Origin of the sequence: Actibacterium ureilyticum, assembly GCF_002285435.1 — a bacterium.
Classification (GTDB): domain Bacteria; phylum Pseudomonadota; class Alphaproteobacteria; order Rhodobacterales; family Rhodobacteraceae; genus Actibacterium_C; species Actibacterium_C ureilyticum.
In genome coordinates this window covers 1-13,948 of the sequence record NZ_NSBT01000016.1, presented here as the reverse complement: position 1 = coordinate 13,948, position 13,948 = coordinate 1, and the positions used below count along the sequence as shown (strand labels likewise).

Here is a 13,948-nt window from a genome sequence, read left to right as displayed (position 1 = left end):
CGACAACGTCCTATGTCGGGAGATTCGGGCTGCTTAGGTCAGCAGGTCATGGGGCATCCGGTGTTCCGGATGCCGTGATAAGTTTGCCCAGACGGGCTCTGCCGTCAAGAAATGATCTCTTCCATAGCAAACACAGGGTACGCGCCACGGCGGCCCTCACCGTCCTCAATACGAGATCCCAAATCCCAAGCAGAAGGCCCGAACATTATCTACGAGGTCAGAAAGCTGCCTCCACGGCTCGTCAGAGAGGGGTCCTTCCGCCTGGGCTCACCCCCTCGAAGAAGGGGCGATAGGGTTCGCCGTGATTGACCACGGCGTGTACGGTGCGCGCCATCTTGGCCGCGATTGCGGTGTAGGCCTTGCGGCGCAGATGGGCGTTGTGTCGATCCTTCGAGATGTAGCGCTCGAACTTGTCGCGGAAGCTGTTGGTCCGCTTGAGAACGGCGGTCTGGCCGGCCATCCACAGCGTGCGCCGCAGCCGGGCATTGCCGTACTTCGAGATACGGCTCTGACCGCGGAACATGCCGGACTGCACGGTGGCGAGGTCCATGCCGCAGAACTTCAGGAACTGGCGGTGATGCCGGAACCGACGCAGGTCGCCGGCCTCGGCCAGGATGGTCATGGCGTTGATCGGGCCGATGCCGGGAATCGTCGTCAGCAGCTGATAGTCGGGCAGATCGGAGAGCAGCTCGACCGCACGCGCTTCGATCTCGTTGCGCTGGCGGACGAGGCTTCTGCCTTCGGCGAGGACCAGACGGAACATGCGAACGGCGTCGGAATCCGGTCCGACGGGCAAACCAACAGAGCCGACCGCCGTGGCGTAAATATCTGAAAGCAGGCGCTCTTTGGAAACCTTCTTGCCCACCACGTGCCAGGCATCAGCGATGAAGTCTTCCCGGGTCATGGCCGCGATCATCGTCGGCGTCGGATACCTCTCGAGGAACGCGAGGAACCAGTCGGTTCGGGAGCTTCGATGAAACCTTTCCGCCTCAGGGAAGTAGAGCGGCAGGTAGTGCGTCAGGATACGGTGCCAGAGCTCGGTCTTCGAACGCGAGACGACCTCGTGCGTCTTCGACAGCTCCTGAATATCCGCCGTCCCTACGACCAGCGGATCGTGAAAGAACTGCACGGCGCCGATCTCCATCATGTGCAGGATGACCTGGGCGTCCTTGGGATCATTCTTGTCCCAGCTGTTGTGCAGAGCCTCGCGCGTTCGGGCCAAGCCAACGGAAGAGACAAGCTTCAGGTCGAACCCGGCCAGGCCGAGATGGTGCGCCAACGGACGATGGTAGTTGCCGGTCGCCTCAAACCCGATCCGCACCGGTAGATCATAGCTTGTGAGGGCCGCAGACAGGCGCCGAAAGTCTTCCAGCGTGTTCGTAATCGTCATGCGGCGACGGCGCTTCTTGCCGGGAATGCCGATAAGCACTTCGTGCCGGTGTTTTGAAATGTCGATGGCGACCAGCAAGGTCGAAGCAGTAAAATGAGTGGCGGTCATAGCCGGTCTCCTCAGCAGTGTGGTTGTGCAAAACCACTGTTGAGACTTGAGACCCGGTTATGGCCACCCGCTGCGCAATTTGGGGGCTGCGCGCGTGGCCATAACCTAAAGACAGCCCATCTTCCCGACGTGCTACGGCCCCGAGTTCGTTGCCGGCACGGTCCGTGACTGGATCGCCGCGGTCGGCGCCAAGACCGCCTATATCGAACCGGGATCACCCTGGGAAAACGGCTACGTCGAGAGCTTCAACGCGCGGCTCAGGGACGAACTGCTGAACGCCGAGGTCTTTTATTCACTCAGGGAGGCACAGATCCTGATCGAGCGATGGCGCCGCCACTACAACACCGTCAGGCCGCACAGCTCACTGAGATATCGCCCGCCGGCACCAGAAGCATTCGTCCCAATGGACCAGAGGCCGACCGTGCACTAACAATCAACCCGGACCACTCAATGGGGGCAGTCCAAACACAGGCAGGGCGAGGGTTGCCGCCAGCGCGGTCCTGCGAGCCAGCGTCCGCGCCTCTTCATCCTTGCGGGCACTCGTGTCTTCCGGCGCGCTGTCCGGCGGCAAGGTCGCGGGATAACCTGCGTCACCCGCCGCCTTCAGCAGGTCCGCAACCGCAACCGAGCCTTCGAGATACGTTACCGTCGCAGTTTCCGATGCCAGATTGACGTTCACGTCCAGCACGCCCGGCACCGCCGCCAGCACCTTGTCCACCCGCCCAACGCAGGACGCGCAGGACATGGAGGCCACGTTCAGGCGAGTGCTCTGATTACGGGCCGGATAGCCAATCTCTTCCAGCTTTTCGACGATGTTCGAAATGCGCCCTTGCGCGTCGATCTGCGCCTTGGCCGTCTCGCTGGCAAGGTTGACGTGAACGTCGCTGACACCCGGCAGGCCGGAAAGCCCACGCTCCACCCGCCCGACGCAAGAGGCGCAGGACATGTTCTGCAGGGAAAGTCGAAGGGTATGCGAATCCGACATGGGTGACTCCTGATCCTGGTCTTGCTAGAGATAAGGGTTCCATTCGCTGGAAGGTCAACAGATGCATCGAGGAATTTTTTCGGGCATTGACCTTCCCATAGGGCAGCAGCCTAGATGGCAGCAGCAAGAAGGAGATCGTGATGATCAGGTTCAGCGTGCCGGACATGAACTGCGGACATTGCACCGCGTCGATAGAGAAGGCCATTGTGACGATAGACCCACACGCGACTGTCACCTGTGACCTGACTGCGCGTTCCGTCGAGGTAGATAGCGCATTGGATGAAAGCGCTCTGAAGGCAGCGATTCACGATGCGGGCTACGTATCGCAAAAACTGAGTTAGTCCCGGCACTTCCAGTCATTACTGAAGTACTCACTACCATATTCGCGTCTTCTGTCTGAATGGTGAACGTTGCTATGTACCTATTGCGCAACAGTTTTGAGCGCACGCAGCGAGAATTCGCCTGTCTCGCTGGAATGTGCCAAACCTTCCCGTGCTGTAAGCGTTGACTAGTTTGTCAAAACGTCCATATTCCCCGTATGAGAACGCGTGTCGCAATTTCAACATGGGTGAGATTCCTCACTTGCTTCGCTTTTGCGTTGGCGCTGGTTCTGTCTCCACCTTCTGCGGCACACGCGGCCTCGGGAATGCATGATGGTCAGCATTCTGGATCGATCAGCTCCCTTCTCAGCAAACCGACAGTTGGTCAGGGAACTGATATCCACGCCGTCCACATGAAACACCCGGCGACAGTTGACGTGGATGACATATCCTCCGACATGGGTGAAACAGAGCATCAATCAACTCAGTGTTGTAACGGAATATGCATTTCTGTCGTCATTCCAGACGCAGACTTGGTATTCCCGGATCCTATTGCGGCGAAAGAATATATGATCCTGAGCGGTCAGACGCATTCCGTCGAAACATCAGGGTTTCTGCGGCCCCCTCGATTCCTGATCTGAAACGGCGCCCAATCCGGGTGTGAGCCTTGCGCAGACTCTGCGTGAGACATCGTTCATCAATCAGGATACCTTCATGAAAATTCATCTACTTATGGGGGCTTCGGCCCTCGGGCTCGGCGCATGCGCCTATGAGCCTACCCCTTTGCCCTCCGTTGCGACACAACAGGCTGTCGTCAACGCGACCGTTTCGTCTCCGATCAGCTATCAAGATCCATTGGCTGGCTACACCTATCGTGGTCCGACCGGCCCCCGTGATTGGCGTTCCGTCAATCAAGAGCAGACGGAGGGCAACTGATGCGGGTATCTAAGATTCCGCTGGTTCTTGGCTTTCCCCTAATTTTGGGTGCCTGCGCTACCGCAGTACCGGGTATCTACACGGAACCGAAAGCCGGCTTCGCCAACATTTCCAGCCAGGTCACACCGGCCATCGGCAAACGGACGGCCTTCGCCGAAACCCAAGCCGAAAACGAAGCTCTCAAGAAACAGGTGCACAGCATGGTGCATCGGAAGACGATCTCGGCCGATACGGCGGTTCAGGTTGCGCTGCTGAACAATAAGGGTCTGCAAGCGTCTTACGCCAATGTTGGCCTCTCGGCCGCTGAGGCTTGGCAGCAATCGACGCCGGAAAACCCGATCGTCTCAATTGGTGTCTTGGGAATCGGTGCGCCTGAACTCGGTGCCTACAGGGCGATCGAAGGGCTGATCCGGTCGAACGTCCTCGATGCCACCACGCGTAAACAGCGTATGGCCATTGCTGATGCAAGCTTCCGGCAGGCTCAGCTCAATGCCGTGAACGACACACTCGCACTGGCAAATCAGACGCGAAAGGCATGGGTCGATGCAGTCGCCGCCTTCGAGGCAGTGAGTTATCTGCGGCGCGCGAAAGCGACCTCTGACGCCGGCTCTGAACTGGCGATGAGGTTGGGCGAGACCGGCGCACTCAACAAAGCTGGGCAGGCCCGCGAACAGGCATTCAATGCCGAACTGGCGGGGCAACTTGCACAGGCACGATTGAACGCCACTCGGTCCAAGGAGGCTTTGACCAGGTTGATGGGTCTCTGGGGCACCGAAGTCGATTACTATGTGCCAGATGCCCTTCCTGCACTGCCGCGTTCTGTCGGCCGTGTGACCGACATCGAGGCCAAGGCGCTCCGAAACCGGGTGGATCTGCGTGTTGCCAAACTTGGCCTGGAAGCGCAGGCCAAGGCGTTTGGGCTGACCGATCAGACCCGCATTGTCAGCGATCTTGAGTTCATTGCCGGGTTCGAGGCGGAGCGGGAAATTGAGGACGGAGAAACGGAAACCGTGACCACCCCTCAGGTGGAAGTGGAGTTCGCGATCCCGATCTACGACACCGGCAAAGCCCGGATGCGCAAGGCGGAGTTGTCTTATCTTCAAGCGGCCAACGTGCTCGCAGAGAAGGCCGTGAACGTCCGGTCCGAAGCGCGGGGTGCTGAAGCCTCCTATCATGCCGCATACAAAATCGCGCGCCACTACCGCGACGTTCTGGTGCCGCTACGCACGACCGTCGAAGAAGAGGGTTTGCTGTCCTACAACGGCATGATCACCAACACGTTCGAGCTGCTGACGGACGTGCGCGAGAAACTTGGCGCATCCCTGGAAGCGGCAAATGCAAAACGCGAATTCTATATGGCACAGGCCGATCTGACCGCCGCGATCTATGGCGGCGGCGAAGGCGGCGGTGGTGCTGGTGGAGAAGGCGCAACGCTTGCCGCCGGTGGCGGCGCAGGACACTGAAAGGAACTGACATGTTGAACAGACGTCAATTACTCGGAGCCGGCGCCGCAGGTGCAACGCTGGTCTCTTCAAAAGCCTGGGGTCAAACCCTGAACATGGGCCTCCCCGAAGCCGCGCAGATGGACAGTGCGGCAACGGCGATTACGGCGCGTCCGTCGTCAGGGCCGGACTACACACCTGTGGTCACGCTGAACGGGTGGACCCTGCCGCACCGGATGAACAACGGGGTCAAGGAATTTCACCTCGTCGCCGAACCGGTAGAGCGCGAACTTGCAGACGGCATGATTGCGCATTTGTGGGGTTACAACGGCCAGTCCACCGGCCCAACGATCGAAGCAGTCGAAGGCGACCGGGTCCGCATCTACGTCACCAACAAGCTGCCGGAAGGCACCACGGTGCATTGGCACGGGCTCATCCTGCCCTCGGGCATGGATGGGGTCTCCGGGTTGAGTCATCCCAGCATCCCGCCAGGAAAAACGTTTGTCTACGAATTCGACTTGGTGAAGTCCGGCACGTTCATGTACCACCCCCATGGCGACGAAATGACCCAGATGGCGATGGGGATGATGGGCATGTTCGTGGTCCACCCCAAGGATCCCACCTTCATGCCGGTGGATCGCGATTTTCTGATCATGCTGAATGCCTTTGACATCGATCCCGGCACATACGTGCCCCGCATCATGACGATGACGGACTTCAACCTGTGGACGTGGAACAGTCGGATCTTCCCCGACATCGATCCGCTGGTCGTGAACAAGGGCGACAAGGTGCGAGTACGCGTCGGCAACCTCACGATGACAAACCACCCGATCCACATGCACGGCTATGACTTCAAGGTCACCTGCACGGATGGTGGCTGGGTGCCGCCAGAAGCGCAATGGCCGGAGGTCAGCATCGACATCCCCGTGGGCGCGATGCGCGCCTATGAGTTCGTCGCAGACCATCTGGGTGACTGGGCGATTCACTGCCACAAGTCGCACCACACGATGAATGCCATGGGTCACGATGTGCCGACATTCATCGGGGTCAACAAGAAGCCGCTGACCCAGAAGATCCGTCAGTTCCAGCCGGAATACATGCCCATGGGCATGTCCGGCATGGGGGACATGGCGAAAATGGAAATGCCGCTGCCTGACAACACGATCCCGATGATGACGGGTTGGGGGCCCTACGGCCCCATCGAGATGGGCGGCATGTTTTCGGTCGTAAAGGTGCGGGACGGCATCGACGCGGACGATTACTCCGATCCCGGCTGGTACGAAAATCCTCCGGGCGAGATGGCCTACGAATGGACCGGCGAATTGCCCGAATTCGCCTCGAACAACAGTCCCAAGACCATTCTCACACCAAAACCAAACTCGAAGGGCTGAACGGCCCTTCGTCAACTCCAACCAAACCAACTTACAGGACAATGAAATGAGAAATCTTCTTTTGACGACAAGCTTCGCGTTGGTGCTTTCGGCACCAGCATTTGCCGCAGGCACACATGATGGCGGGCACGGTGAGACCAAGCTGACCGCAATGATGATCGGCATGCCGGGTGAAGCCGCCAATGTGGACCGCACAATTGATGTCACTCTGCTCGAAAACGACGAAGGCGAAATGCTGATCGAGAGCGAAGAGATGACCATCAAGGAGGGTGAAACCATCCGCTTCAACATCACGAATAAGGGTGAGCTGGAGCATGAATTCGTCCTTGATACAGTCGAGCGCAACGCCGAGCACAAGATCGAAATGGCCAAGATGGATATGGAACACGACGACCCGAACCGAATCCGTCTCGATGCGGGCGCTTCGGGTGAGGTTGTCTGGACGTTCGCGAATGCTGGTACGTTCGAAGCCGCGTGCCTGATCCCGGGTCACTACGAATCCGGCATGCACCGAGCGGTCTCAGTGGGGGACCAGATGGCTCAGGCTGACGTGGAATATACGAGCGGGACCATCAAGAAGATCGACGCAAAGGCCGGCAAGGTCACAATCATCCACGGCCCTCTGGTCAACCTCGATATGCCCGCGATGACGATGGTGTTCCGCGCGGACGAAGCGATGATGGCCAAGATGGCGGAAGGTCAGGACATCGAGTTCGTTGCCGACCGGGTCAAGGGCAAGCTTACTGTCACGCAGATGAAGTGAAGATAGACAATGGGGCCGAGGCGAACACGCCCGGCCCCAACGCTTTCAGGCAATAAAATCAAGCGCTACGGAGGTAGCCGAGCATGATGAATTTCCTGATAACCTGCACCACCGCCCTTGCATTCTTCTTTCCGGCTTTGTCGGTAGACGCTTCCATTGGCAAGGGCCAGCAGCCTCATGCGCGCATTCAAAGTGCCCGGGCATGATCCGATCGGAAAACCAGGTGTCGGTTCGTCGTTCGACTGGACGATCGAAATATCCATTAGGGAGACAGAAAGCGGTTATATGCTTTTCAAGCCGGACGCAATCCAGATTGAAAAGGGATCGGTCGTTCCGCTTTCGCTCGGCAATACGGGCGCTCTGGATCATGAGTTCTTTCTAGGCTCATTTGATGAAATTGCGAAACACCAACGGTGGATGCACGAACATCCGAAAATGCAACATGATCAAGCCAAGGCGCAAGCACACGAATAGCGGCATGCTGACGCCCGTTGACTTCGAAAACAGACAGCAAAAACTGAAACAGGAAGGTATCTAGGAAACTAGGAACACCTCAATTCAGAAAGATGGGTTGATAGTAAAATATTCGGCATAATTTATCACATTTATGTGTAATAACAGATATTTAGCGATACACTTTGATACACAAAGAAGATGGAATGTGTTCTGTAAAATGAGTAATCTAATCATAGCGAATAAGACGATCTTATCGCGCATGGAAACGAAATGAGGTAGAGATGACTTCGAAAATTTTCAAAGGCCTTCTGATTTCTGCGTTTGTCACGGTCTCGGCGACAAACGCTATGGCAAGCAATACATCCGCAGCAACCGTCGCAACGATTGAAAAGTATGCGCCGGATGCCAATGTTAGCGCACTGAACCACAGACAAATTTCCACACTGATGAATGTGATTTTTTCGAGCGACGACGGGTTTGGCGGCAAAAAAAGTCAGGTTCAGGCGCTTATTCGTAAATTTGAAAACGGCTTATTTTCAGGATAACCAAGCGCTTCCTGAAACCGAACAAGATCACAAGCTGCACTCGACTGAAGTTGAGTGCAGCTTGACTCTGATGAGGATCTGATGATGTGACCGCCCCCCGACGGCATCAATGTGCCAAGGTGGGTTTGCGAGGACCGTCTTCGACACTGTCTCCAGTTGAAGACGTCCCAGGAGGTGGTGTAGCTCACCGTGGGCCTCGCGCTTTCGAGCGGGCTGAGCTGGTCAGTCGCTCTGCGCTGCAGGCAGGCTGACACTGAGATCATCGCAGACGGGCGCGAGCGTTTCCAGCGTCATGTATCTGGCGCGCTGGACGGTCCACTCCTCGGTCTGCTCCATCAGGATCGCGCCGACGAGGCGCCGGATCGAAGCCTCGTTCGGAAAGATGCCGACGACATCCGTCCGCCGTCTGATCTCGCCGTTCAGCCGCTCAATCGGATTGGTAACCGGCATGATGATCTCGGTGCCGATGGTCGGCTCTGCTTCTCGGATCAGGGTATATGCTGCGAGCATCCGGGACAGAGGCACCGGGAGCACGAAGGTGCGGGCAGGCCGATGCACACGATGAGCTGCGAGCTCGTGTTAGTAGCTGGCCGCCTCTGCGACTCGCCCGGTTGCGCCGAGAGCGCGAATCCGTAGTTGTCGTGTCGCCCGCCGCTCCCACTTTTTGTCACTGGCAAGGGAGGCGCGCATGCGACGCGTGATAGGAATTTATATCCACCGGACCTTCGGGGAGGTGGTGATCTGGGAGAACGGTCTGACCCGGCATGAAGGCCGGGTCGAGATGACGCGCACGGCCCTGGAGGGGTTCGGCCGGCAATTGAAGAAGACGGACGAAGTGGTGATCGAGGCGACCGGCAACTGCATGGCGGTGTCCCGGGTTCTGACGCTCCATGTGAAACGGGTGGTGATTGCCAATCCTCTCCAGGTGAAAGCAATCGCACATGCCCACGTGAAGACCGACAAGGTCGATGCAAGCACGCTGGCCAGTCTGCACGCCGCCGGCTATCTGCCGAAGATCTGGACGCCGGATGCGGCCACAGAGCGGATGCGCAGGCTCGTGGCGCGCCGCTACCACGTTGTGCGACACCGGACCCGGATCAAGAACGAGGTGCATGCCATCCTGCATGCGCATCTGATCCCCAAGTGCCCCCATGCTGACCTGTTCAATCGCCGGGGTCGGGACTGGCTGGCCCGACAGCCCGTTCCCGACGATGAGCGGGCGGCGATCGCGCGCCATGTCCGCGAACTGGATCGGCTCGGGGAGGATCTTGCCGTGCTGGATCGGGACATTGCCCAGGACGCGCTGCACGACGACGCAATCCGACGGCTGCTGACCATCACCGGAGTCAATCTGGCCGTGGCGGCCGGGCTGATGGCCGCGATCGGCAGCATCGACCGGTTCAACTATCCGCAGAAACTGGTGAGCTACTTCGGACTGAACCCGCGAGTCCGCCAGTCCGGCCTCGGCGCCGCCCACCACGGTCGCATCAGCAAGGCTGGGCGCAGTCATGCACGTGCCATGCTGGTCGAGGCGGCTTGGGCAGCGGCGAAAGCACCCGGACCACTACGGGCCTTCTTCATCCGTATCCGGGCGCGGCGTGGTCATCAGATCGCCGCCGTCGCCGTGGCTCGCAAGCTCGCAACGCTCTGCTGGCATATGCTGACGAGGGGAGAGGACTACCGCTGGGCTCGTCCCAGCCTGGTTGCCCACAAGGGACGGTCCATGGAACTGGCTGCGGGGCAGCCGCAGAAAAAGGGCAACAGGCGGGGAGCGACCTATGCCTACAACGTGAAGGAAATGCGGCACCAGGAACTGCAGATCGCTGAGCGAGCGCAGGAGAGCTACGAACACTTCGTCGCCGCCTGGCGCTCACATCCATCCACGAAAGGCGGGGATGCGGCCGCCTCAAACCGGCAGGGACTGAACAGGTTGCCCGGCGACGCTTCCAGCCGACGCGCCACGCTTCACCACGAGGTCGACCGCACTGGAGAAGAATAGCAAGAACCAGAAGGAAAGTCTTGTCGATCACATCCGTAGTAGGTGTCCGAGCGTTCGCTTTCCGGCGCATCAAGGCCGAAATGCACCCGCAGGTCGTCATATCCGCCGATCCGTTCGTCGCCAATCCAGGTTTGCGGCGTGGTCTCGACGCCATGCTTTTCCATGAAGGCGTCGGTTTCCTCGCGGGTGGTCAGCGGGTGATCCTCGACTTCGTACCCTTCGCGTTCGAGCAGGTCCTTGGACTTCAGGCCATAGGGGCAAAGATGATCCGGCATGACCATCCGGTAGAGCGTGGCTGTTTTGGTTGTGTCTTTCGGCATGGTGTTTCCTCCAGTTTCTGGTTCAGCCACCGCAACCGTAATATCCGCGATACCCTGCACGCAGACCGGACCCAAGTTCGAGAACGAGATCGGCGTCCTGCATTTCGCCACTATTTGCGTCCAATGTGCCGGTTCCGCTCGGCGCGCTCAACGCCACTGTCATGCCTCCCGTGCCCCAAGTGCTTCCGGTGTCGCCAGCCTCCAGCCGCACCAGATCGCCGCTGATCTTGGCGAGAGCTACACTCCCACCGTCGATGCGACCCACCGCCAGCGCAGGCCTGCTTGTGGGGGTGTAGGTGAACGTGCACGCCGCGCCGCCGGGAAACATCTGCGCAATGTCTTCCGTAGTAAGAAATTCGAGGTCGAGAATGGCGACTTCCGGGGTTGATAGCGCCTCGTCAAGGCTCACGATCTGCGCCGGTCCGCTTTCTGACTGTGCCGGACTGTCACCATTGGCGTCGATATCGTTCACCAGATAACGCATCTCAGCGATTTCCTTGTCCTGCGCATAGATGATCTCATCCGCGAGCTTGCGCACGCGTGGGTCGGAAATATCGGCGCGGCTGGAGGTCATGATTGCGATGGAGTGATGCGGGATCATCGCGCGCATGTAGCTGGTGTCGCCGACCGTCACCTGGCTGCGGACCAGCCATAGCGAGGTGGCAAAGACCACAGCGGCACTGATGAAGATGGCGGCGTTAGCCGTCTTGCTGGAATACATCGACAGCATGAAGCCCAGCATGATGATCGCCATGGTGGCACCCATCAGGAGAGCTGGTCTTGACCCCTGAAACTGGTCCGGTCTGACGGCGAATTTTCGGGCACATTTCGGTATCGAGAGGAGTGCCCAGATGCCGAAGAAACGATTCACAGACGAGCAGATCGCGTTCGCGCTGAGGCAGGCGGAAGCCGGCACGAGCGTTGGCGAGATCTGCCGCAAGATGGGCGTGGCGGAAGCCACGTTCTACCGCTGGAAGAAGGTCTATGCCGGGATGGGCGTGTCCGAGATCCGGCGCTTGAAGCAGCTCGAGGAGGAGAACTCGAAGCTGAAGCGGCTGGTCGCGGATCTGACGCTGGACAAGACCATGCTGCAGGATGCCCTGCGAAAAAAGTGGTGAAGCCCGTCTGTCGCCGTGAAGTCGTCCGCCACTACCAGGAGGTCTTCGCGTTGTCAGAGCGGCGGGCGTGCCGGGCGATGGGCTTCGGGCGGGCTTCCCACAGATACCTTTCGCGGCGCGATCCGGCTGTGGAGCTGCGGATGCGGATAAAAGAACTGGCCGAAGCGCGGGTGCGCTACGGCTACCGGCGATTGCACGTCCTGCTGCAGCGCGAGGGCTGGCAGATCAATCACAAGCGAACCTACCGGATTTACAGCGAAGAAGGTCTGTCCATCCGCACCCGGAGCCCGAGGCGGCGGCGGGCGTGCCGCTATCGTGCTGGCCGGGCAGAGGCCGAGGGTATGAACGATGTCTGGGCAATGGACTTCCTGTCGGACAAGCTCTTCGATAGTCGACCGTTCCGGATCCTGACAATCTTGGACTGCCATACGAGAGAGGCTCTCGCGACCTCTGCGAGGACGAACTTCAGGGCGTATCAGGTCGTCGAGGAGCTTGACCGGATCGCCCGGCAACGCGGAAAGCCCAGGAGCATTCGGGTCGACAACGTCCTATGTCGGGAGATTCGGGCTGCTTAGGTCAGCAGGTCATGGGGCATCCGGTGTTCCGGATGCCGTGATAAGTTTGCCCAGACGGGCTCTGCCGTCAAGAAATGATCTCTTCCATAGCAAACACAGGGTACGCGCCACGGCGGCCCTCACCGTCCTCAATACGAGATCCCAAATCCCAAGCAGAAGGCCCGAACATTATCTACGAGGTCAGAAAGCTGCCTCCACGGCTCGTCAGAGAGGGGTCCTTCCGCCTGGGCTCACCCCCTCGAAGAAGGGGCGATAGGGTTCGCCGTGATTGACCACGGCGTGTACGGTGCGCGCCATCTTGGCCGCGATTGCGGTGTAGGCCTTGCGGCGCAGATGGGCGTTGTGTCGATCCTTCGAGATGTAGCGCTCGAACTTGTCGCGGAAGCTGTTGGTCCGCTTGAGAACGGCGGTCTGGCCGGCCATCCACAGCGTGCGCCGCAGCCGGGCATTGCCGTACTTCGAGATACGGCTCTGACCGCGGAACATGCCGGACTGCACGGTGGCGAGGTCCATGCCGCAGAACTTCAGGAACTGGCGGTGATGCCGGAACCGACGCAGGTCGCCGGCCTCGGCCAGGATGGTCATGGCGTTGATCGGGCCGATGCCGGGAATCGTCGTCAGCAGCTGATAGTCGGGCAGATCGGAGAGCAGCTCGACCGCACGCGCTTCGATCTCGTTGCGCTGGCGGACGAGGCTTCTGCCTTCGGCGAGGACCAGACGGAACATGCGAACGGCGTCGGAATCCGGTCCGACGGGCAAACCAACAGAGCCGACCGCCGTGGCGTAAATATCTGAAAGCAGGCGCTCTTTGGAAACCTTCTTGCCCACCACGTGCCAGGCATCAGCGATGAAGTCTTCCCGGGTCATGGCCGCGATCATCGTCGGCGTCGGATACCTCTCGAGGAACGCGAGGAACCAGTCGGTTCGGGAGCTTCGATGAAACCTTTCCGCCTCAGGGAAGTAGAGCGGCAGGTAGTGCGTCAGGATACGGTGCCAGAGCTCGGTCTTCGAACGCGAGACGACCTCGTGCGTCTTCGACAGCTCCTGAATATCCGCCGTCCCTACGACCAGCGGATCGTGAAAGAACTGCACGGCGCCGATCTCCATCATGTGCAGGATGACCTGGGCGTCCTTGGGATCATTCTTGTCCCAGCTGTTGTGCAGAGCCTCGCGCGTTCGGGCCAAGCCAACGGAAGAGACAAGCTTCAGGTCGAACCCGGCCAGGCCGAGATGGTGCGCCAACGGACGATGGTAGTTGCCGGTCGCCTCAAACCCGATCCGCACCGGTAGATCATAGCTTGTGAGGGCCGCAGACAGGCGCCGAAAGTCTTCCAGCGTGTTCGTAATCGTCATGCGGCGACGGCGCTTCTTGCCGGGAATGCCGATAAGCACTTCGTGCCGGTGTTTTGAAATGTCGATGGCGACCAGCAAGGTCGAAGCAGTAAAATGAGTGGCGGTCATAGCCGGTCTCCTCAGCAGTGTGGTTGTGCAAAACCACTGTTGAGACTTGAGACCCGGTTATGGCCACCCGCTGCGCAATTTGGGGGCTGCGCGCGTGGCCATAACCTAAAGACAGCCCATCTTCCCGACGTGCTACGGC

At 59.3% G+C, this 13,948-nt stretch carries 11 protein-coding genes and 5 pseudogenes; 10 read left to right on the top strand and 6 right to left on the bottom strand.

Annotation, left to right across the window (positions count from 1 at the left end):
- Positions 1–241 precede the first annotated feature (241 nt).
- Complete coding sequence (locus CLM60_RS02785; protein ID WP_095587669.1) at positions 242–1,498, bottom strand: IS110 family RNA-guided transposase; 1,257 nt, start codon at positions 1,496–1,498, stop codon at positions 242–244.
- Between the two features lie 136 nt (positions 1,499–1,634).
- Here CLM60_RS02785 and CLM60_RS02780 point away from each other — a divergent pair.
- Positions 1,635–1,928 (top strand): annotated as a pseudogene (locus CLM60_RS02780) (integrase core domain-containing protein); the annotation flags it as partial.
- Between the two features lie 3 nt (positions 1,929–1,931).
- Here the strand turns inward: CLM60_RS02780 and CLM60_RS02775 are convergent.
- The gene (locus CLM60_RS02775; protein ID WP_095587673.1) at positions 1,932–2,483 is read right to left on the bottom strand and encodes a copper ion binding protein; all 552 of its coding nucleotides are present in this window, start codon (positions 2,481–2,483) and stop codon (positions 1,932–1,934) included.
- A gap of 140 nt (positions 2,484–2,623) precedes the next feature.
- On the opposite strand from CLM60_RS02775, the gene CLM60_RS02770 reads away from it, so the two are divergent.
- The 7 genes from CLM60_RS02770 (at position 2,624) to CLM60_RS20610 (ending at position 8,336) form a co-directional block, all read left to right on the top strand.
- Positions 2,624–2,824, top strand: a complete 201-nt coding sequence (locus CLM60_RS02770) for a heavy-metal-associated domain-containing protein (protein WP_095587672.1) — start codon at positions 2,624–2,626, stop codon at positions 2,822–2,824.
- Positions 2,825–3,517: 693 nt separating this feature from the next.
- Positions 3,518–3,739: a putative periplasmic lipoprotein gene (locus CLM60_RS02760; protein WP_221227929.1), complete on the top strand. Its 222-nt coding sequence runs from the start codon at positions 3,518–3,520 to the stop codon at positions 3,737–3,739.
- Positions 3,739–5,202 (top strand): TolC family protein, encoded by a 1,464-nt coding sequence (locus tag CLM60_RS02755; RefSeq protein WP_071974100.1) that lies wholly within the window; start codon positions 3,739–3,741, stop codon positions 5,200–5,202. Before CLM60_RS02760 ends, CLM60_RS02755 begins: the two co-directional genes overlap by 1 nt.
- Before the next feature lie 11 nt (positions 5,203–5,213).
- Positions 5,214–6,572, top strand: a complete 1,359-nt coding sequence (locus CLM60_RS02750; RefSeq protein ID WP_110476940.1) for a multicopper oxidase family protein — start codon at positions 5,214–5,216, stop codon at positions 6,570–6,572.
- Between the two features lie 46 nt (positions 6,573–6,618).
- Entirely contained in the window at positions 6,619–7,335 is a 717-nt protein-coding gene (locus CLM60_RS02745; RefSeq protein ID WP_095587670.1) for a copper-binding protein, read from the top strand.
- A 177-nt stretch (positions 7,336–7,512) separates the two neighbouring features.
- On the top strand, positions 7,513–7,809 hold the full coding sequence (locus tag CLM60_RS02740; RefSeq protein ID WP_245848134.1) for a cupredoxin domain-containing protein: 297 nt from the start codon (positions 7,513–7,515) through the stop codon (positions 7,807–7,809).
- Between the two features lie 263 nt (positions 7,810–8,072).
- On the top strand, positions 8,073–8,336 hold the full coding sequence (locus CLM60_RS20610; protein WP_141246447.1) for a hypothetical protein: 264 nt from the start codon (positions 8,073–8,075) through the stop codon (positions 8,334–8,336).
- A 222-nt stretch (positions 8,337–8,558) separates the two neighbouring features.
- Here CLM60_RS20610 and CLM60_RS02735 read toward each other — a convergent pair.
- A pseudogene (locus CLM60_RS02735) lies at positions 8,559–8,777 on the bottom strand (transposase); the annotation flags it as partial.
- A gap of 265 nt (positions 8,778–9,042) precedes the next feature.
- On the opposite strand from CLM60_RS02735, the pseudogene CLM60_RS02730 reads away from it, so the two are divergent.
- Positions 9,043–10,227: pseudogene (locus CLM60_RS02730) on the top strand (IS110 family RNA-guided transposase); the annotation flags it as partial.
- Positions 10,228–10,370: 143 nt separating this feature from the next.
- On the opposite strand, the pseudogene CLM60_RS02725 reads toward CLM60_RS02730, so the two are convergent.
- Together CLM60_RS02725 and CLM60_RS02720 are read right to left on the bottom strand one after the other, a co-directional pair.
- A pseudogene (locus CLM60_RS02725) lies at positions 10,371–10,655 on the bottom strand (glutaredoxin domain-containing protein); the annotation flags it as partial.
- Positions 10,656–10,677: 22 nt separating this feature from the next.
- Complete coding sequence (locus tag CLM60_RS02720; protein WP_245848131.1) at positions 10,678–11,409, bottom strand: DUF305 domain-containing protein; 732 nt, start codon at positions 11,407–11,409, stop codon at positions 10,678–10,680.
- A gap of 97 nt (positions 11,410–11,506) precedes the next feature.
- Between CLM60_RS02720 and CLM60_RS02715 the strand changes: the two are divergent.
- Positions 11,507–12,318, top strand: a pseudogene (locus tag CLM60_RS02715) (IS3 family transposase); the annotation flags it as partial.
- Between the two features lie 234 nt (positions 12,319–12,552).
- Here the strand turns inward: CLM60_RS02715 and CLM60_RS02710 are convergent.
- Positions 12,553–13,809: an IS110 family RNA-guided transposase gene (locus CLM60_RS02710; protein WP_095587669.1), complete on the bottom strand. Its 1,257-nt coding sequence runs from the start codon at positions 13,807–13,809 to the stop codon at positions 12,553–12,555.
- Positions 13,810–13,948: the final 139 nt, after the last annotated feature.